Annotated in this window: 17 protein-coding genes, 2 tRNA genes and 1 pseudogene; 3 read left to right on the top strand and 17 right to left on the bottom strand. The window is 72.5% G+C overall.

What is annotated here, in order from left to right; genetic code table 11:
* The first annotated feature begins 359 nt into the window (after positions 1-359).
* Positions 360-433 (top strand) — tRNA-Gly (locus tag ACIQRL_RS08125).
* Positions 434-734: 301 nt separating this feature from the next.
* Here the strand turns inward: ACIQRL_RS08125 and ACIQRL_RS08130 are convergent.
* From ACIQRL_RS08130 to ACIQRL_RS08145, 4 genes and pseudogenes are all read right to left on the bottom strand, one after another.
* Positions 735-808: transfer RNA gene (locus ACIQRL_RS08130), tRNA-OTHER, on the bottom strand.
* A 460-nt stretch (positions 809-1,268) separates the two neighbouring features.
* Positions 1,269-1,352, bottom strand: a pseudogene (locus ACIQRL_RS08135) (IS5/IS1182 family transposase); the annotation flags it as partial.
* A 199-nt stretch (positions 1,353-1,551) separates the two neighbouring features.
* Positions 1,552-1,806 (bottom strand): hypothetical protein, encoded by a 255-nt coding sequence (locus ACIQRL_RS08140; RefSeq protein WP_401328660.1) that lies wholly within the window; start codon positions 1,804-1,806, stop codon positions 1,552-1,554.
* A 301-nt stretch (positions 1,807-2,107) separates the two neighbouring features.
* On the bottom strand, positions 2,108-2,422 hold the full coding sequence (locus tag ACIQRL_RS08145; RefSeq protein ID WP_401328663.1) for a hypothetical protein: 315 nt from the start codon (positions 2,420-2,422) through the stop codon (positions 2,108-2,110).
* Between the two features lie 51 nt (positions 2,423-2,473).
* On the opposite strand from ACIQRL_RS08145, the gene ACIQRL_RS08150 reads away from it, so the two are divergent.
* A complete protein-coding gene (locus ACIQRL_RS08150; protein WP_401328665.1) occupies positions 2,474-2,662 on the top strand; it encodes a hypothetical protein in 189 nt (62 codons plus the stop codon).
* Positions 2,663-2,972: 310 nt separating this feature from the next.
* Here ACIQRL_RS08150 and ACIQRL_RS08155 read toward each other — a convergent pair whose 3' ends face one another.
* The 13 genes from ACIQRL_RS08155 to ACIQRL_RS08215 all read right to left on the bottom strand — a co-directional run bounded on the left by ACIQRL_RS08155 (position 2,973) and on the right by ACIQRL_RS08215 (position 16,803).
* Positions 2,973-3,506, bottom strand: coding sequence for an NADase-type glycan-binding domain-containing protein (locus ACIQRL_RS08155; RefSeq protein WP_401328668.1), 534 nt, complete (start codon positions 3,504-3,506; stop codon positions 2,973-2,975).
* A gap of 1,075 nt (positions 3,507-4,581) precedes the next feature.
* The gene (locus tag ACIQRL_RS08160; protein ID WP_401328671.1) at positions 4,582-5,145 is read right to left on the bottom strand and encodes a phage tail protein; all 564 of its coding nucleotides are present in this window, start codon (positions 5,143-5,145) and stop codon (positions 4,582-4,584) included.
* Positions 5,142-7,115, bottom strand: a complete 1,974-nt coding sequence (locus ACIQRL_RS08165) for a putative baseplate assembly protein (RefSeq protein ID WP_401328674.1) — start codon at positions 7,113-7,115, stop codon at positions 5,142-5,144. Before ACIQRL_RS08165 ends, ACIQRL_RS08160 begins: the two co-directional genes overlap by 4 nt.
* Positions 7,115-7,537 carry a GPW/gp25 family protein gene (locus ACIQRL_RS08170; RefSeq protein WP_401328676.1) on the bottom strand — a complete coding sequence of 141 codons (423 nt, stop codon included), beginning with the start codon at positions 7,535-7,537 and terminating at the stop codon, positions 7,115-7,117. The genes ACIQRL_RS08165 and ACIQRL_RS08170 overlap by 1 nt, the downstream gene beginning before the upstream one ends.
* 139 nt (positions 7,538-7,676) lie before the next feature.
* Complete coding sequence (locus ACIQRL_RS08175; protein ID WP_328450225.1) at positions 7,677-7,994, bottom strand: PAAR domain-containing protein; 318 nt, start codon at positions 7,992-7,994, stop codon at positions 7,677-7,679.
* Positions 7,995-8,054: 60 nt separating this feature from the next.
* On the bottom strand, positions 8,055-9,878 hold the full coding sequence (locus tag ACIQRL_RS08180; protein ID WP_401328679.1) for a VgrG-related protein: 1,824 nt from the start codon (positions 9,876-9,878) through the stop codon (positions 8,055-8,057).
* On the bottom strand, positions 9,875-10,594 hold the full coding sequence (locus tag ACIQRL_RS08185) for a LysM peptidoglycan-binding domain-containing protein (RefSeq protein WP_401328682.1): 720 nt from the start codon (positions 10,592-10,594) through the stop codon (positions 9,875-9,877). Before ACIQRL_RS08185 ends, ACIQRL_RS08180 begins: the two co-directional genes overlap by 4 nt.
* A gap of 58 nt (positions 10,595-10,652) precedes the next feature.
* The gene (locus ACIQRL_RS08190) at positions 10,653-11,078 is read right to left on the bottom strand and encodes a phage tail protein (RefSeq protein ID WP_261704786.1); all 426 of its coding nucleotides are present in this window, start codon (positions 11,076-11,078) and stop codon (positions 10,653-10,655) included.
* Between the two features lie 23 nt (positions 11,079-11,101).
* A complete protein-coding gene (locus ACIQRL_RS08195) occupies positions 11,102-14,098 on the bottom strand; it encodes a hypothetical protein (RefSeq protein ID WP_401328685.1) in 2,997 nt (998 codons plus the stop codon).
* A 4-nt stretch (positions 14,099-14,102) separates the two neighbouring features.
* Positions 14,103-14,261: a DUF6760 family protein gene (locus tag ACIQRL_RS08200; RefSeq protein WP_328670483.1), complete on the bottom strand. Its 159-nt coding sequence runs from the start codon at positions 14,259-14,261 to the stop codon at positions 14,103-14,105.
* A complete protein-coding gene (locus ACIQRL_RS08205; RefSeq protein ID WP_328670482.1) occupies positions 14,258-14,752 on the bottom strand; it encodes a hypothetical protein in 495 nt (164 codons plus the stop codon). The genes ACIQRL_RS08200 and ACIQRL_RS08205 overlap by 4 nt, the downstream gene beginning before the upstream one ends.
* Positions 14,749-15,189, bottom strand: coding sequence for a phage tail protein (locus ACIQRL_RS08210; protein ID WP_189151609.1), 441 nt, complete (start codon positions 15,187-15,189; stop codon positions 14,749-14,751). The genes ACIQRL_RS08205 and ACIQRL_RS08210 overlap by 4 nt, the downstream gene beginning before the upstream one ends.
* A gap of 57 nt (positions 15,190-15,246) precedes the next feature.
* Positions 15,247-16,803: a phage tail sheath family protein gene (locus tag ACIQRL_RS08215; protein ID WP_401328689.1), complete on the bottom strand. Its 1,557-nt coding sequence runs from the start codon at positions 16,801-16,803 to the stop codon at positions 15,247-15,249.
* A 248-nt stretch (positions 16,804-17,051) separates the two neighbouring features.
* Between ACIQRL_RS08215 and ACIQRL_RS08220 the strand changes: the two genes are divergently transcribed.
* Positions 17,052-19,085, top strand: a complete 2,034-nt coding sequence (locus ACIQRL_RS08220; protein WP_401328691.1) for a DUF4157 domain-containing protein — start codon at positions 17,052-17,054, stop codon at positions 19,083-19,085.
* Positions 19,086-19,109: the final 24 nt, after the last annotated feature.

Here is a 19,109-nt window from a genome sequence, read left to right on the forward strand (position 1 = left end):
GACCGGGGCCGAGCCGCTCGGCCTGCTGCATCGGGAACGAAGCGGTGCTGAACACGTGCCCCTCGGCACAACGGACGACGGTGCGCTCCATCAAGTCCCAGAGTCCCTTCCCCAAGAGCTGCGTCAGGCTGATGCCCTGACCGCGAAAGCCACATTACGGGATGAAAGGGATGGCTCTCCAGGCGGCACTCCGACCCCGCCCGGACCCACTTCAACGCCCCCACCGTACGCCCCAACTCCGGCCCCCCGCAGCCGCGTCCACCCTCCGAAACGCGAGCGGGCTCCGCGGCTTCGACGTCGGAAGCCGGGCATGAGGTAGAGTGAGCGAGCATTCGACACCGGCCCAACCGGCGTCTTACGCGGGTGTAGTTTAGTGGTAGAACATCAGCTTCCCAAGCTGAGAGTGCGAGTTCGATTCTCGTCACCCGCTCCATGTGAAACCCCCGGTCGACAACCCGGGGGTTCTTTGTTGTCCAAACCAATGAGCAGTGCGCGCACCACAACCGAGCTTGTGACCCTCGATTCACCCAGTCAGCTCGTGATCCACTCCCGGAAGACCATGTGGACAGCGGTCAGAGCTGCGGCACCGGGATCCTGAGGAGCGCGTGGGAGTGACCTGCTCGTGCCCCTTCCATGCCCGTTCGGTCGGGAAACAGCGGGGAGCCACAGTCGCCGGCGGACAACGCTCACGAGAACAGCCCCTGACCGATGCACCTGGTCAGGGGCCGTCCATCTGCGGTGGGTGTGGGATTTGAACCCACGGTGACTCGCGCAACGACGGTTTTCAAGACCGCGTACCAGACACCGCCTGGCGACGTAGTCCCCACGCCCGGAACCGGCCGCTCACGAAGACGCCGACGCCGAGGGCCAGTGCGATCAGCCAACCCGAAGCCCCGCCTTCCAGGACTACGTGGCGGCCCCGGGCTACCGATGACGTCAGAAAGGCGATCACAGCGAAAGTCGCGGCTGCCACGGCAAGGCCGATCGCCATTTCAGCCCACCACATCGCCTGTGTCGGTCGAGTCGTCATGGCGTTGTTGTACATCGCGCACCTGACTGCCGTACAGCCGCGAGGTACAGCAACCATCGCGACCGGAGCAAACCGTCAGCGGTCCTGACTGACCGTCTGACCAGGCGGGGCAGACCTCAGTGACCGTCGCCCGCCCGTAGTTCGCATCGAGGGGCAGGGAGCCGTAAGGACTTTGAGCGGTGGCGGCTTGAGACGGACGGGGCGCGGTTCGCGAGTGCCGGCCAGAGCGTGGGTGGAACAGCGAGGCAAGGCACAGTCCGGCCTGGTAGCGGTCCGCGAGCTTGTCGAACCGGGTCGCTACCGCGCGGAACCGCTTGAGACGTTGGAGTGTGGACGCCAGCGTCACGACCGGCGAATCCCCGGACCGTTCTTGAGGCGGGGAGTCAAGCCCGATGATTCTCCTGACAAAGCGTTGACCTTGTACGGGCTCCGTCCTCACTGCGGGCCGGCGCCCGTCGCCTTAACTCGACCATGGAGACTCCGCTGATCATGTGGGACAGCTCGGCCCGTCTCGTGGCCGCTCATTGCTGACGGGCACTCCGCCGTACAAGCTCCTGGGCCACCAAGCCCAAGAACATCAGGGCGAAGCCCCATCCCTTACTCATGACCATGACCATGCCGCCCACACCCACCACGGCTGTCGCAGCGGACTCCCAGCGCACCGCGCCGCCTACGCGTCGGCTCCGGGACCGCCCGACCAGTTGACGTCCTACAACCACCTGTATCAAGTTGACCAGGGCGATCACACCAAAGAGCGCGCTGACGAATATCTGCACGCACGGACAATAAGCCGTCCTGCGTGATCCGAGCCCATCATGCGACTCCGCCGATCATGCGGGTGGGCCCACGGCCCCACAAACCATGCCATCTGTCGGCCGTTCGAGGGCGATCAGCGACCACGATGGACCAGGCCGGGCCCAGGCTCGTCCGTGCCACTCTCGTGCCAGAACAGGCGGGGACTCACGGGGAACTGGAGGGCCGAAGGGAACGTTGGCAGGCGGTCAGCTCACGGCAAGGAACGCCAGGTCACACGTGCGGTCACCCAACCTCGCTCCTAAAAGTGGTTGTCCAACCCCTTCACTCAGTCCAGACTCGCTGGAACTCTTCGGCCGGGATGGCTTCCAGCGGGTCCTCTTCAGGGTCGAGCGCCTGGTCTGTCAGGAAGCCATGCTCGTCCTCCAGGTGCTCCCAGCTGTACCGGTGAAGTCGGCCGGCCGGAGTCACCTCGGCCTGCTTGATGGCGATCAACTCACCGCGGTCGGGTACGGCCTCGAAGTACCACAAGCCGCCGTCCTCGTCACCGTGGCGGAAGTGGTGCCGCAGGGCGGCCCCCTCATCAAGAGATCGGAAGTACGCCACGCTCTCCGCTTTGATGCGCTCCAGGTCAACCACAGAAGCATCGTGCCAGCGAGCGCATGCGGAAGCACGGCGGGAAGGGGGACTGTGAGCAGGAGACGCTACGTAGCCCGGGGTGTGCCCGGTGGATACCGGATCTGGGACAACCGAGGACGTCGATGGTGGGGGGATCTCTACGAATTGTGCCCTGACGATCTGGTAGCCAAGATAAACGGTCAGGCGGACCACACACGGATTACTGCGCTGATGAGGCGTTACAGGGCGCAGAAGCGGTAGGTGCCGCCAAGGCGGGGATGACGAGGGTGCGCACCACTGCCGCACCAGATCGAGCGGGGAACAGCGCGGAGTTACGGCGAAGGCGACCGAGCACGGGTAGGCCACGCCCTGGCCTTCGCCCAGGTCAGCACGGAACAGCCGTGGTCGTCGGCTCGGCGAGCAGGCTGATGCGGCGCAGGGGCGACTGGACCCCGAGGCGGTCTTCCGGGATCCGGTGGTCGGGGGCACATAGCCCATGAGCCCCCATGGCGCGGCCCGTCAAGCGTTCGACGGCAGCCCGGTGATGGAGCTGGTGCGGTCCGGCGTCGAGTCAGCTTCGCTGGAAGAACTCCACCTCCGCGAGGGCCAGTCGGCGGCCCGAAGTCAGGCCGACGGGTGAGCGCAGGGTCAGGCGCACCGTCTTCACGTCGCTGATCCCGGTGGGGATCGTCTGGGCGCCTGGTTTGTCGCTGAGGGTGAGCTGCTTGTTCTGCCGATCGCCGTCCGACGTCGTCACCTCCAGGTCCACCTGGAGTGCGCGTGCCTGGCTGTGGTAGTCCTCCGGGTTCGTGGACGGGCCGTTGGTGATGAGGAGGTCGACCATCCGGAACGGCTTGCCGAAGGTGTAGGTCACCGAGGCGCCGGGCGCGGGCGCGCCCCAGTAGCTGTTGTTCAGTCCGTCCGTGGTGTTCCTCGCCGGGTGCCCGGGGACCTCGGCACTCGCCCTGATGCCCACCGGGGTCACGGGCGCGGGCTTGCCCAGTTTGTCCCGGGTGTCCTCGAACAGGGCACGTCCGGCCGGGAGCAGCAGGAGAGCGCCGACGCACAGCGCCACCACCACGGCCAGGATCACCAGGAGCCGCACCGCCCTGCCCGAACCCGCCCGCACCCGACGGCGGAACGGCCACACCGTCCGCCACCACGGCAGCGGTTCGGGCTTCGCGGCGGGGTTCAGCGCGGTCGCGCAACGTCGGCAGAACCGACGGCCGGGCGGGTTGGGGGTGCCGCAAGAAGGGCAGGGGGCGCCTACCACTTCGTCGGGGACCCCTGCGGGGCGTACGACCGGGCGGGGGGCCACCGGCTTCGCGGGGCGTACGGGCTGGATGGGCGCGGGAGTCGGCGTGTCGGGGGTGGAGGCGGCCCGGGGCCGGGGAACCGGCGAGTTCCGAGGGACCGCAGCAGGTGGAGTGGCCGGAACGGGGTCGGTGACAGGTGCCGCGGACGCCGCGCTCGTGGGGGCGGCATCGCCGGTGTGGGAGGCGCCGCGGGTGGTCGGGCGAGGGACGGGAGCGGAGGGCTCGGCACCGGCATCGGCCGGGCCGGGCCGGGGGGCGGGGCTTCCCGTCTCCCCGTACTGGCCGGAGGTGGTCCCGGAGTCCGCGCCCTCACCCGCGCCGTCGCGGGCGCGTGAGACCTCGCCGTCGCGGGCGCGTGAGCCCTCGCCGTCGCGGGCGCGGGCGCGTGAGCCCGCGGCCGACGCCGTGCTCGCCCCCCGCTGCTCACCGCGGCCTCGACCCGTCAGCCGGGTGCGCAACGACGAACCCCGGGCGGGCGCGGCGGACGCCGGCTCCTCGGCCGGGGGCGACGAAGGCGCCGGAGTGGCGGCCGGCGGCTCGGGCCGGGTGGCACCCGGTGCGGCCGAGGGTTCGGCAGGTGTGCTCGATGCCTGCGGCTCCGAAGCCGTGGGCCGGGGCACACGCGTGACCGGCGGCTCCGCAGGCGTAGCCGATGCCTGCGGCTCCGCAGGCGTAGCCGATGCCGGCGACTCCGCTGGCGTACCCGATGCCGGCGGCTCCGCGGGCGTACCCGATGCCGGCGGCTCCTCAGGCGTACGCGAAGGCGACGTACTGTCCGACCACCCCAGGTACGACCCGCAGTTGCCGCAGAAGTCGTCCGTGGAGCCGTTGGACGCCCCGCACACGGGACAGGCGCGCATGACGTCACCTCCCTTCGTCGGTGGGCGGGCCGGGCAGGATCTCCACCCGGCAGACGGTGTGCACCGGGCACATGGCCCGGACGACCTCGTGGACCCGGCGCTCGTCCACCCGTGGCTCGCGGCCCGGCCACACCCGGACCAGGGTCTCGGCGGGGGGCTCGGGCGGCAGGTCGGTACCGGCGGTGCTCGACCACGCCGCGCCGCCGTCCCCGCTCACCTCGGCGTGCACGCCGAGCGCGAGCCGCAGTCCCTCGACCAGGCCGCGCCTGGTGCCGCGCCACCGGTGCAGCTCCACCGCGCGGACGACCGCCTCGCGGCGCAGCTCCACCGGCCACTGCGGGTGGTCGGCGGCGCCCACCCACGACGCCAGCCAGGCCAGGAAGTCGCTCGGAGCCACCCGGGGGTCGAGGTAGGCGGGCAGGTTGTCGAGGGTCGCGAACACCGGGGCGAGGACGGTGTCGAGGCCGGCCGTGAACCGCTGCGCGAAGTCGTCGTCGGCGTACAGGGCGGGCAGTTGCCCGCCGATCGGGTACTGGCTGGGCAGGCCGGGTACGGCGGCGCGGCTCATCCCCGACTCCCCGTCCCCGCGTCAGGCTCGATCGCCGTGACGACCACCTGGTGCTGGTAGGAGAAGACCAGCGCGCCCGCGGCCACGTCGACGCGGTCCGTCGGTGCTCCGCGCCGCCCGGTGATCGGGTCGGCGGCGAACAGCAGGATCTCCTCCACCAGCGCGTTGCCGGTGGCGCGTTGCAGCACGCCGAACACATCGCCGTACTGCACCGGCCGTCCGAAGGGCCACCCCGTGCCGTCCGGACCACCGTGCAGCGGGTTGATGTGCCGGAACAGCGCGGCGAGCGCCGCGTCGCGCACCCGGTCGGTGTCGCCGGGCGCCGCCGCGAGCCGGGCCACCACGGTGACGCCCTGGTAGGCCGGCGGCTCCACGACGAGGCGGGTGCCGATCAGGCGCCGTTCGTCGAGGCTCGCGGTGATCGCTCGGAGCACCTGGTCGGAGGGGATCAACTGCTCGAAGCGGAGCCGGTCGTCGCCCTCGTCGGCCACCGCGTCCGGCACCACCAGGACCCGTACCGCGCCTGCGCCGTCCGCGGCGGGCAGACAGCGGACCCGGCGCACCGAGGGTGCCGCCTGGCGGCTGATGATCTCGTAGTCCTCGGCGGTCACCGCGCGTTCCTGCATGCGCAGCGCGTCCGGTGCCCGCAGCTTGGCGTTGTCGATGGTCTCGCCGGCGACGCCGCCGCGCGCCGCCTCCCGGTTGACGACCCGGGCGACGTAGGGAACGGAGCTGCGCAGCACGGAGATCGCGCCGCGGGCGACGTTGCCGGCCGGTCCGCCGCCGGTGCGGTAGCGGGCCACCCGTATCTGGGCGCCCTTGGGCGGCACGGCACCGCACTGCCGCAGCGTGCCGTCCGGCTCGCGCAGCACCGGCGGGAAGCCGAACTCGCCGGTGGTGGCGTCGACGCGGACGTGCCGGTCGGCGGGGCCGGAGCGGCCGAAGTGCTCCACCACCTCCCAGCGCTGCCAGCCCTCCTCCGAGGACACCTCCACCACGGGGGGCTCGCCGTCGAGGAGGACCGGCGGGCGGCCGAGCCGGAACGTCTGCCCGGAGACCCCCTCCGAGGTGCCGAGCGGTACGTCGGTCTCGGTCTCGGCGTGTTCGACGGACATGGTGCCGCCCACGGTGAACACCACCGCCTCGCGCACCGTCGGGGACTCCGAGTAGAACGGCTGGCCCGGTTCCGGCTCGGTGACGCGGCAGCGCAGCCAGCCGGCCCGGGTCCCGCCGATCACCGACGCCGTGTGCCCGGCCGGTACGTACACGATGACCTCGCCGGGCCGGTTCAGGCCGCCGGTGGTGTCCTCACCGGTCTCGCACACCTGCCAACCGCCGCCGGCCCACGCCTCCCACACCAGCGGGGGCTGGCGCGGGTCCACGCCGACGCCCTCCGTGCGGCTGTCCAGCTGTACGGCGACCACGCAGCGCGGTACGGCCGTCGGCAGGCCGAACAGCAGCGCGTCGCCCGGCTCCGGCGCGGGCTGGAAGCACGGTACGTCGCCGGCCTCGGCGAGCGTCCTGGTCCTGTCGGTCTGCTCACCGGTCCGGGGCGCGGTCACCAGCCGTATCAACTCGCTCGGCACGATGCGTAGTTCGTCAGCGGTCGTGAACACCACGGCCTCGTCGCCCTCGCCGCCCGCGGTGGTCACCTCGGTGCCCGGGGGCAGCGTCACCGTGTCGGGCTGTGGCGCCGACAGCCAGAAGTCGACCTCGGCCGCGGCCGCGGCCGGCGGGAACAGCCGGATGCCCAACAGGTCGAGGAACGCCGTGTAGTTCTTGTCCGGGACCCGGTTCAGCCGGTACAGCAACTGGTCCACGAGGTAGGCGAACGTCTCGATCAGGGTGACGCCCGGGTCGGAGACGTTGTGGTCGGTCCACTCCGGGGCGCGCTGCTGCACGTACCGCTTCGCCTCGTCGACGAGTTGCTGGAACCGCCGGTCGTCCAGGTTGGGGGAGGGCAGGGCCATCAGTCGGCAACCAATTCCTCGGCCCCCTCCTCGGAGGGGATCGTGTAGAAGGGAAACACCAGGTTGCGCCGGTCGTTGGTGGAACGCATGGTGTAGTGCACGTCGATGTAGAGGGTTCCGGCCTCGACGGCGTCGTAGGCGACCACCACGTCGTCCACCGCGATGCGCGGCTCCCACCGCTCCAGGGCCTCGCGGACCTGCTGTGCGATGAGTCCGGCGGTGGCTCCGTCGCCGGGGGCGAAGACGTACTCGTGGATGCCGCAGCCGAACTCGGGGCGCATGGGGCGCTCGCCGGGTGCGGTGCCGAGCACCAGGCGGATCGCCTCCTCGATCTCCCGCTCCCGTTCGACCATGCCGATCCCGCCGGTCGGCCCGACCCGCAGCGGGAACGCCCAGCCTCGGCCGATGAACCGGTCGCTCATGACACGCTCCCGGTCCGGACGCCCGGAGCGCCGGGCAGGACCACGCCACCGCAGGTGGGCAGGACCACGCCACCGCGGGCGGGGCGCCCGGCGCGCGACGGGAGCGGACAGCTACGCCGGCTGCTGAACCGCTCACTCATCACAGGCCCCCGATCAGGACGTTGAGAGCGCCGGTCACGATCATCGCGCCGCATGTCGTCTTGTCGCGCGCCCGCGCGGCCGGCAGCCCGCCGATGAGGACCTGGCCCGAGGCGAGCCCGGCCAGGTCGGGCATGATCACGTTGCCCGGTCCCAGGAGCGCGTGCGGGGGAATGACGCAGGCGTGCAGGCTGCCCACGACGGCGGCGGGACGGCCGCCGATCAGCACCCGGGCCACCGCCGCGGCGGCGCCGGGCGGCGGGGTGGCGATCACACCGCCGTGGTTGGTGGGGTCACCGGTACGGGCTGCGGCCGGCATGCGGTGCTCCTTTCGCTGGTCACGGTGTCGATCCTCATTCGCTGTTCACGGTGTCGAGCCTCAGTTGATCCGGATGAGCTTGGCCTTGAGGACGCCGAGCAGACCGCCGTCGACGGTGACGTCCGCGCTGCCGGTGACGCTCACCGTGCGGCCGCCGATCTTCACCCCGACCCGGCCCTGGATGTCCACGTTCCCGCCCGAGATGCTCACGTCGCCCCGTCCCGCGTCCAGGGTGATGCCCTTCTTGTCGAGCAGGACGGAGGTGAGGGGCTGCCCGCCCTTCCCGGCGTACACCGTCAGCTCGATCCGGCCCCGCCGTTGGTCGAGGCTCACTTCGAGTCGCTCGTCACCGCTCACGAGCCTGAGACCGGACTGGCCAGGAGCCCTCGCGTCCAGGAGCTCCATCCGGTGCCCCGAACGCGACACGATGGAGCGGCGGTTGACCTTCCCGGTGGCCTTGTCGATCAGCGGGACCTTGTGGGGCGACGGCTTGTCGACGCCGTTGTAGAGCCCGCCGATGACGTACGGGCTGTCCAGCAGGCCCTGTTCGAACCCGACCAGGACCTCGTCGTTGACCTCGGGGCTGAACACACCTCCGCCGCCCTTGCCACCCCACTGCACGGTGCGCACCCAGTCGGTGGTGTAAGTGTCGTCCAGCCACGGGAACTTCAGCTTCACCGAGCCGCTCTCGGCGCCGCCGATCTCGCGTACGTCCGTCACCACGCCGATCGCCAGACCCGGCAGGCGCGAGCCGCGGCCGGGCGCGTCGGCGCCGGTCACCAGGCCGGTCAGGGAGCGGTCCGGGCTGGCGCTCACCCACACCGTCGTCCGGTACCCGCCGTGCGGTTCGAGGACGTGCCGCACCGCCGTCGCCGTGTACTTGCCGGAGAACGCCTGCCCGACGTTGCCGAGCGCCACGGGCTTGCCGGCCCGCAGCTGCGGGTTGCCCTCGGCCACCGCCTCCAACTCAGCGAAACCAGCGCTGACTTGACCGGACACCGCGTCCGCGACCGCGGTCGTCTCGGCCAGGGTGCGGTACGGGGTGTCCGTGACGGTCAGCTTCGCCGACTTGCCGAACCGGCCGGCCGCGAGCGCCGGGCTCAGGCCCGGGACCACCGTGTCGCTGGTCACCGACGGCTGCCGGGACACCAGCGGCTTCTTGGTGGTGACGTCCCAGCCGCGCACCTCCACCTGCGACGCCCCGTCCGCCGCCGACAGCGAGGCCCGCAGCGCGAGCAGGTTCGCCCCGTACTCCAGCACCATCGGGTTGCGGGACGAGGAGGTCGACGGCGCGGGCGCGCCGGACGCCTTGACCGGCTTGGTGAACTGGAGCAGCCCCTTGTCGTCGACGCGCACCAGCGCGCCGCTCTCCCCCGCCAGGAACTGCAGGAAGTCCCAGTCGGACACGTTCGCCTGGGAGAGCTGCTTGTAGGTGACCGAGCCGGCCTGCACGGTGCCGCAGGCCAGCCCGGCCCCGGCGGCCACCTTGCGGACGATCGCCGACGCCGTCATGTTCCGGTACGCCACCACCTTCCGGCCCCGCTGGAGGCGGTGCGCCTTGGAGTAGGCGCGCACCACGGTGAACGAGCCCGTGCTGTCCCTGTCCAGTTCGAGGGCCGTCACCTCGCCGCTGAACAGCAGCTCGCGCGCCTGCCCGGACACGGTCACCACCGACACCTTCAGCGGGGTGCCGATGGTGATGCCCGTCGCCTGCAGGAACTCGTGGTCGGGGTCGCGGAAGGTGAGCTGTGCCGCGTCGGGAAGGCCCACGTTCTCGTCCACCACGCAGCTCACCAGCTGGGCGGCCCAGATCTGCGGGAGTTCGGCGGGCGTCTCCACCACGGGGTCCGCCGTGAACAGCCGGCCCCTTGCCTCGGCGGTCATCGCTCCTCCTCACCGCCCGCGTCCTGCAGCCCCGGCACCACCAGTTCGGTGCCGGGCGCGAGCGCCATCGGGTCGTCGATTCCGTTCGCCTCCGCGATGACCCGCCAGGCCGTCGCGTCGCCGTATTCCCGCCAGGCCAGCATGGCCAGGCTGTCGCCCGCCACCACGGTGTGCGTACTGCGGGCGGTGCGCGAGCCGGACGTCGGGTTCTGGCCCGGCGGGTCGACGCTCGCCTCCTCGATCGACAGCGCGCAGGTGGCCCGCAGCGGCCTGCCGTCGACGTCGAACAGCGTGTACGACACGGACAGGCTGGAGAGCACCCCGTCGAACGACGTCGTCCGGGCGGTGCCCCAGGTGAACCGGACCCACGGGCTGGCCGGCTTCTTGCGGCCCAGGCTGGCCGGGGTCGGCACGCACGCCTTCATCAGCTTCTCCACCGCCTGCTCCACGGAGTTGTCGTGTTTGGCTGTGGCGTCCAGGAACACCTCCAGGCTCAGCGTGCGCGGGCCGCTGCCGACGAACTCGGGCAGCGCCGACTGCCCCGCCATCCGGGACGGGGAGCGCCGCCACTCGGTGGTCTTGCTCAGCTGCAGGGTGGATGGGTTGAACTGGAGGTCGAGCTGTGCGACGGTCCCGCCGGGCTTCGCGCCGACCGAGGCCGGGGGCTCCTTCAGGGTCAGCTTGGCCCTGGCCCGGCTGGCGCGCGCTGATGACATGGCGGGACCTCCTTTCCGGGGGCCGATACGTGGTGGGGCGCTGGTTGATGAGGGCGTGTCAGGACGGGCGCAGCCCCTCGTGGGCGATCTCCAGGGTCTCCACCGCGGCCTGCGAACTGGCGGGGTCGAAGGACGGCCCCTGCCACCGCACCGGGACGATCCCGAACACCTGCCAGCTGATGATCTTCGTCAGGTCCGGTTTCAGGGCCACGATCTCGCCGTCCTTGGGCTCCACCCGCTTCAGCGTCTCGTCGAGCCAGCGGGCGATCTTCGCCGTGTCGGCGGTGACCGGCCGGGTGAGCGTGATGTTCGACCAGGTCACGCGTCCGGGCAGTTGCCAGGTGAAGCCGTTGTTGCCGCCCTCGGCGTAGCTCTCCATCTCCACCTCGGCGCCCATGCCGGAGCAGGTGTGGAAGGCGCCCAGGTCGTTGCCGCCGATCGCGAGCCGGAAGAACACGCTCGTCGCGAAGATGTTGTCCGTCATTCGTCCGTCATCCGTTCCGGCTCTCAGCGTCGTCCGTCGTAGGGGCGGCCCGTGCGGTCCCGGCCGCGGCGCAGCTCGGTGCGCAGCAGCCGGGCCATCGGGTCGAGCAGGCGGCGCGCCAGGTCGTCCAGGTCCAGGCCGGGGTCGTCCTGGGGTGTCTCGGTGCGGCGGGCCGCGTTCTTGCCGGAGGCGGCGGACGACGTGGCCGACGCGGTGGCTGCGGGGGCCGCGGAGGACACGGACGACGACCGCTTCCGGCCGGGTGCCGGAACCTCCTTGGCCGGTGCGCCTGTCGGCGGTGTGGGGGGCGCGGAGGACGACCGCGGGCGGCCGCGTGCGTCGCGCTGCACCGGGAGTGCCGCCTCGCCGGTCCTACCGGTCCCACCGGTCCCACTGGTCCCGCCGGCCGCCGTAACGGTCCTCGGCCGGACCACGGGGACGGCTCCCCCCGGTGCCGAGCCGGCCGGCGGACGGTCCGCGAGCGGCGGCGCCTGCGGGGCGGTCACCGGCAGGGGCCTCGCCGGTACGGCGGCGACCGGGGCGGCCGTCGCCCGGCGGGGCGGCGCGGGCCGGACGACCGGGACGCGCTGGACCGGGACCGGGGAGCGGGTCGTCGGTACGCCCGAACCCTCCGGTCCGGAGTACGGAGCTGCTGCCCGCTGGACCTGCGGCGTGGCCGGGGCGAGGGCGGACGGGCCGGGCGCCGGGCGCGCGGGGGTCCCGGGGCCGCCCGGCGAGGGCGCCGAGATGCCGGACCGGCGCGCGGGCGGCTCGGCGGTCGGCGTGGAGTCGTTCCGGGGCGCGGCCGGTGCGCCGGGCCAGCGCGCCGCCACCACGGGGCGGCCGCCGGAGCGGGAGACGGCGGGCTGTGCCACCCCTTCCGGAGCACGGGTGTTCAGGGTGAGCCGACGCTCGGCGAGCAGCGAGAGAGTGCGGGGTGCCGACAGGGCGGAGTGCGCTGTGGAGCGGGTCACGGGGAGCCCGTGCGGGTCTGCCGGGCCGGAGGGCCGCGCGCCTCCGATGCCTCGGGCCACGGCACGGGCGACGACGACCGGACTCGGGGCGGCGGGGCCCTGGGACCGGTGCCTGCCGGAACCGGAACTGGAACCGGCTCCCGTGCCTTCGGCCGTCGCCCGCGCGACGACCGCCGGGCCCTGGGCGGCACGGCCCTGGACGGCGGCGTCCCGGGGCCGTCGCCCGTCGATGCCCGACCCGCCGGGAGTCCGGCCGCCCCCGGTGCCGTCGGCCACGGTCCGGGCGACGACGACCGGGCCCGGAACGGAGGGTCCTTGGGGCTGCTGCCCGCCGGACGTCGTGCCGGGTCGTGGCACGTTCCCGGCCGGGCCCACGGCGTCTGCCGGACCGTGGGCCGGGGCGGCTGCGGACGGCGTCACCAGCGGTGTGGCGGGCCCGTTTGCGTGGTCCGCGGGGCCGGGCGACATGGTGCCCCCGGTGGCGGACGGGTTCGCCAGGCGGCGTTGGACGTCGCCCGTCCCCAGCAGCGGCGCGCCCGGCGTGCGGGGTGCGGCCTCGGTGGGTGTCCGGTCGCGGTCGGGCGTGGGCGGCGCCGGAGCGGCGCCGGACCCCGGGTCCTGACGGGTCGTGGCGCGCTGGACGTCCGGGCGAAAGGCGCGGGCACCGGACGCGGCGGTACCGGGCACCTCGGCGCTCGGCGGCAGCGCGGACAGCGGCGCGCCGAGGCCGCCACGCGCGCGTGCCCCGCCGTTGCCGGGGTCGGGGGTCCGGCGCGGCGCGGTGGGCGCCGTTCCCCTCGTACCGCCGTCGTACGGTCCCGGAGTGCCGCCCCCGCCTTCCGCATGGCGCTGGACGACGGGCAGCGCCGGACCGGTCGCGGATCCGGTGCCGGGCGCGGTGATGCCCCGCGGCAACGGTGTCGCCGTGGAGGGCAGTTCACTCAGCGGGGCGCCGAGGGGCCCGCGGCCGGCCTCGCGCGTGGCGGCGCGCCGCACCGGGGCGGAGGCCGGGCCGGGCGGGTCAGGGGTGGTGGCGCTGTCGGGCGCCGGTACGGCGGTGGGACGCAGGGCGGGGACGCGGCGCGCGGGTCCGGCGGGGCGCCGGGCGACGGTCAGCGCGGCCCCCACCGGGCGGACCCGGACGGCCGGGTGGGACACGTCGGAGTCGGCGGCACGGGATGCCTCCGACTGCCCGGCTCCCCCGGCTGACTGTGGCCCCGTCGCGGTGCGTTGGACGGCCGGTCCGGAAGGTGTACGGCCCCCGGAACCGGCCGGCGGACGGGACGGCTCGGCCGGGGCGGGCCGCGTCCTGGCGGCGGGCCGGGCCATGGATCCGTCAGCGGCCGCGGGCGGGACCACGGCCACACGTCGTACCAGCGGGGTCGCGGGAGCAGCCGGCGTCACAACCGGGCCGGCGTCCGGCCGCCCGGCCCGTGGGGCAGCGGAAGGAGACGAGGAGAGCACGGCGGGAGAGTGCGCGGACGTGAGACCGCGGGCCCGCCCGGCGTCGCCCGAACGGCCCTTCCCCACAGTTCCGTTGTCACCGGAACGCTCCCCCAGGGGTGCCGGGCCGGATGACCGCGCGCCTGGACGTGTCCGGCGTGAGACCTGGGTGGTCGGCGTGTCCGCCCTGCCCTCGCTCTCCCCCGGCCCGTCCGCCCCCTCCGGACGCAGTGCCCGGAGCAGCAGCGGACCCCCGGCGCTTTGAGTGTGCCGCGGGGTGGCGGCCGGGCGCGTGACGCCGCTCACCAGGCCGGTCGGGGCGGTGGGCAGCAGGGCGTGGCCGAGGCCGGCGTCGAAGGACGGGTTCTGCCAGGCGGCGAGGCCCGCGCGGAAGGCGAGGCCGTCGCTGACGCCCAACGGGGCCCGGGACACGGTGAGTTCCGGCGCGGCGGTACGGCGCCAGCCGCCGTCCCAGTCGCCGGGCACGGCGGAACCCGGGGTGCCGCCCGCGGACGGCCCCGGGGTGCCGGTCACGCCCGGCGACCGGGGTCCCGCGACGTCCGGCGCGGCGGCCCGGCGGCGCAGCCTGTCCCGCCATGCCATGTGCTCAACCGCCTTCGTTCACACGGGTGTTGATTCGGGCGATCTCCGCCACCCACTGCCGGCGCTCGTCATGGGTCAGGTCGAGGATCTCCTCGCGCCGCCAGTGGAAGTGGTAGGCGACGTACGCGATCTCCTCCCGGAGCCGGGGAAGGGCGTACGTCACGATTCCCCCAGGCGCCCACCCGAGAGGTCGACCTCGAAGCCGCCCTCGCAGTGCGGACAGGTCACCGCGGCGCGGGTGTGACCCTCGCTGTTGACCCGGCGGTAGAAGTCCTGGAGGAAGGCCACGTCGGTGGCGTACATCCGCTCCACGATCCCGGCGTGGACATCGCTGATCGAGCCGATCCGGGTGATCACCTGGCTCAGCAGCACCACGCTCAGGTACGCCGGATTCTCCTTGACCCGCAGGTCGATCTGGGGCCGCAGTTCGTCGCGGGCCGTGGCTAGGCGCATCGAGCCGTGGCGGTGCACCGTGCCCGCCTCGTCGACGTACCCGCGCGGCAGCTCGAACTCGAACTCGGTGCGCAGCCCGTGGTCCTCGCGGCGCGGCGGGGCGGCGGCCGGAGGTGCCGCCGCCCGCTCCGGCGCCTGGGCGGGCTCCGTCGCCTGGAGGATCTCCTCCAGGTTGCCCGCCGTCACCGTACGACGCCTCATTCGACGATGATCTCCTCGAACACGATCGTGACCGACTCGGTGGCCGGAGACGACTCGCCCGCCTTCAGGGACGGGCCCTCCCACTTGGAGGCCCAGCCCTGCATCAGCTGGATGCGGCGCACCGTGTTGCCCTCGGTGTCCTTGATCTCGATGGTGAGGTTCTGCCGCGCGGAGTTCACGGCGCCGTTGTTCAGGGTCTCCTTGATCCACTTGGTGAACTCGCTGCTCTGGTCGAGTCCCCGGGTGATCGTGATCTCACCTGCCTGCCGGGCGCCGGGCTGCTTGCGGATGATCTGCTTGCCCTCCGCGCTGACCTGCTTGACCTCGACGACCTCCTCCTCGACGGTCAGTCCGCTGATCTCCTGGATCGACTCGACCAGATAGCCGCCGAGCTGCACGCCGAAGACGTGGGTGGAAAGAGCATCGCCCGTTGCCATGACTGTCTGTCACCTTTCCTTACGGGTCTTCTTCTCTGCTTCTCTACTGACCCGCGGTCACTCGTCGATGAGGCTGGTGCTGTCGGAGAACTGGGCCAGCCGGAACACCACGAACTCCGCGGGCTTGACCGGCGAGACGCCGATCTCACAGATGACCCGGCCCTGGTCGATGGACTCCTGCGGGTTGTTGTCCCGGTCGCACTTCACGTAGAACGCCTCTTCGGCGGTGCGGCCGAACAGCGCGCCCCGGCGCCATTCCTCGGTGAGGAAGGAGGTGACGTTGCGCCGGATGCTGGACCACAGCCGGTCGTCGTTCGGCTCGAAGACCACCCACTGGGTGCCCAGCAGGATGGACTCTTCGAGGTAGTTGAAGAGGCGGCGCACGTTCAGGTAGCGCCAGGCCGGGTCGGAGGAGAGGGTGCGGGCGCCCCAGATCCGGATGCCCCGGCCGGGGAAGGCCCGTACGCAGTTCACGCCGATCGGGTTCAGCAGGTCCTGCTCGCCCTTGCTGAGCCGGAGCTCCAGGTCGACAGCGCCGCGGATGACCTCATTGGCGGGCGCCTTGTGCACACCGCGCTCGGCGTCGCTGCGCGCCCACACACCCGCGATGTGGCCGCTCGGCGGCACGGTGGTGTTGCGTCCGGCGGCCGGGTCGAAGACCCGCACCCACGGGTAGTAGAGGCTGGCGTACCGGGAGTCGTAGCCCGCTTCGTCGTTGCGCCAGGTGCGCACCTGCTGGGCGGAGAGGCCGGGCGGGGTGTCCAGGACGGCGACGCGGTCGCCCATCTGCTCGCAGTGCGAGATCACCGCGAGCTGCACGGTGCGCACGCCCTCGGCGTCGATGTCGCCGCGCTGGTAGGCGCTCATCAGGTCCGGCACGGCGACCATGGTGATCTCGTCGATGGTCTCCAGGCCGCCGAACCCGGTACGGGCGGCGGCGTCACCGACGTACTCGGCCGGGTTGAGGCGGGACACCTCGCCGGAGCCGTTCGCGGCGGGCGCGGCCGGGCCGTCCGGCACAGCCAGGGTCTGGCCGGCGGGCCTGGCCTGACTGGCGCCCTGCTGCTCGGTGACCTCGATCAGCTTGGAGGCGCGGGCCTGGTTGACCAGGTACCCCTTGACGTTCTTGCGGGTGGAGGCCTCGTACGTCTCCGCGACCTGGTCGCCCTGGCGGACCAGGACCTTGAAGCGGTCCTCCGGCGTGTTCTCGCCGTCCGCGTCGGCGACCTCGACCGACACCCCGGTGACACCCGGCCTGGCCGCGACGAGGAAGCCGCCGAGGGCCACCGGCACCGCGGCCTTGGTGCCGCGCCGGCCGCCGTCGACCGACGGGGCGGAGGCGTCCTCGGCCCGGCCGCCGATCCGCACGATGTACGCGGCGCCGCCGCCGTTGGCGAAGTAGCCGTGGACCGAGAGGGGCAGGTAGGCGCCCTCGGTGAAGCCGCCGAACTGCTGGGTGTACTGGTCCCAGCTGGTGACCAGCGTGGGCGCGTGGAACGGGCCGTGCTCGGCGAACCCGACGAACGCGGCGACGGCCGTGCCGACCCCTTCGATCGGTCGGGCACCGGACTGCACCTCCTCCACGTACACGCCCGGGGTGAGGTACGTCGGCATGCTTGCTCCTTCGCGTCCTACGGGTCGGTCACCTGTGTCCAGGCCGAGTCTGCTCGGGGATCCGCCGGGACGACAGGGCCGCGGGGACCTGGTGAGGGGCAGGATCACTGCCTTCCGCTGCCTGTGTGAACCGACCGACTGCCGCCCGGACTTGCCCTCGTTCTGCCCGTACGGACCTGGACGTCCCGTTCGCCCGGGGGGTCCACTGGGGGCCGCAGCAGGGGTGCGGCCGACGAGGAGGCAGCGAAGTGCGGACGTCCGGGGCGCACACCGAGCAGAACGAGCAGGCAGAGACCCGGCAGGCCGCACGCGGCCCGGCCGCCGCCCGTCGGGAAACGTCCCCGGGCGGCGCCGCCATGCCGCCGCCGCTCACCCCCGACGCGCTCCAGGTGGCGCAGCGCGGCGCGGGCAACGCCGCGGTGACCGCGATGATCGCCCGCCGCGCCCACCCCGCACCCGTGGTGGAGCAGCCCGACCACGGGGTGGACGGGGTCCTGGGCTCCGCCGGCAAACCCCTCGCCGCGCCGGTGCGCCAGGACATGGAGTCCCGGTTCGGCACCGACTTCTCCGACGTACGGCTGCACACCGGCACCGCCGCCGCCCGCTCGGCCCACGCCATCGGGGCCCGCGCCTACACCTCCGGCAGCCATGTCGTCCTCGGCGCCGGGGGCGGCGACAAGCACACCCTCGCCCACGAGCTCACCCACGTCGTGCAGCAGCGGCAGGGTCCGGTCGCGGGCACGGACCACGGCAACGGCCTGCGCGTGTCCGACCCTTCCGACCGCTTCGAACGGGAGGCGGAGGCGAACGCGCACCGGATCATGACGGGGCCCGCGCCCGTGCAACGGGCCGAGGCGGACACCGCGGCGCCCGCGTCCTCCGGTGCGGCGGTGATCCAGCGCAAGGGCATGGAGGAACTCTCGGGCAACCTGCCGGCCGTCGGGGCCGGCGGCAACTCCCTGTCGTCCTTCCTCAAGTCCTTCTCTCGAGCTCCCGCGCAGGAGTCCGAGGAGCTGGCGGAGATTCGCCAGGACATCGCGGAGTACGACCGGGATCCCAAGCGTGACCCCATGCACTGTGCGCAGCAGGTGATCGGGCTGCTGTTGGCCGTCAGCAGCGCCGAGGACAACCTCCAAGGAAAGCCCGACCGGGAGACCGCGTCCGCCAGGCACTTCCTGACCGCGGCCCGCACGGCCCTCAAGGCCGAGAACGACCGGGTGACCGAACAGATCGGCCGGGACGCCGACTTCCCGGCGGAGGCCCGCGGCCCCTTCGAGGCGATGACCGCGAACGGCCTGCTCTGGAACGAGGAGACCTGGGCCGACAGCGCCGTGGCGTTCGCCATGAGCGGGCCGAGCTACTTCCGCGAGCTCTCCGAGATGAACCGGGCCGGAATGGCCAACGAGATCACGAGCCGCGGGCGCAAGGACTGGGTGAGCGGCGTCGAGCAGGCGCTGGGCACCGCCCTGCGGCAGAGCGTGCTGATCCACTACACCAAGGACGCGGAACGCGCACAGCAGTTGCAGCAGGCAGGCCAGATCAAGTCGAAGACGGAGCTGCTGAAGGCGGACCCCGCCGCGCCCAACAACTCCGAGGGCTACGACAAGCACGTCCTCGCGAACGAGGGTTTCGTCTTCTTCTTCCTGGAGGCGCCCGGCAGCGAGTTCCGTGACACCCGGTTCGGAAAGGCCCGTTTCGAGATTCCGCTCGCGGACTCACCCCTGGAGTCCCAGGGCTGGCTGATGCTCAGCGACTTCGCCCAGCGGGAGTATCCGACGATCAACGCCAAGCCCACCGACCCCTCGGCCACCAAGAGCGAGCTGGCCACTCGCCAGGAGAAGATGCCCGCCGAATTCTCCCTGCCCGTGCGGAACTTCGACCTCGGAGCCGGCAAGGCGGACGTGGACCTCATGAAGATCATGGAGCTGTCCCAGCAGGAGCGGGACCCGGAGCGCGGAGCCCAGATCTCGTACGCGAAGATCCAGGCCGGGGCGGACGAGCACAGCACGATGACCTACGGCTCCGGCGAAGGGAAGAAGGAGTACAAGGAGCGGCTCCGCTCCAACACCCTGAAGGGCAGGGACATCGTGCCCGGCCTGGTGGACCGCGCGGTGCTGGAGATCATGCGGCTGGAGGAGGTCAACCCCGCGTTGGCGGAACGGCTGAAGAACATGTCCGGTACGGAACTGATGAGGTTCCTCCTCAAGGACCTCCTGCGTCCGCAGGCGATGCTGCCCAACAGCGTGGATCTCAGCAACGCCACGCTCCAGGTCAAGTCCTGACGGGGCGGCAGGACGCCACCGGCC

This window comes from Streptomyces sp. NPDC091209 (genome assembly GCF_044757755.1).
Lineage (GTDB): Bacteria > Actinomycetota > Actinomycetes > Streptomycetales > Streptomycetaceae > Streptomyces.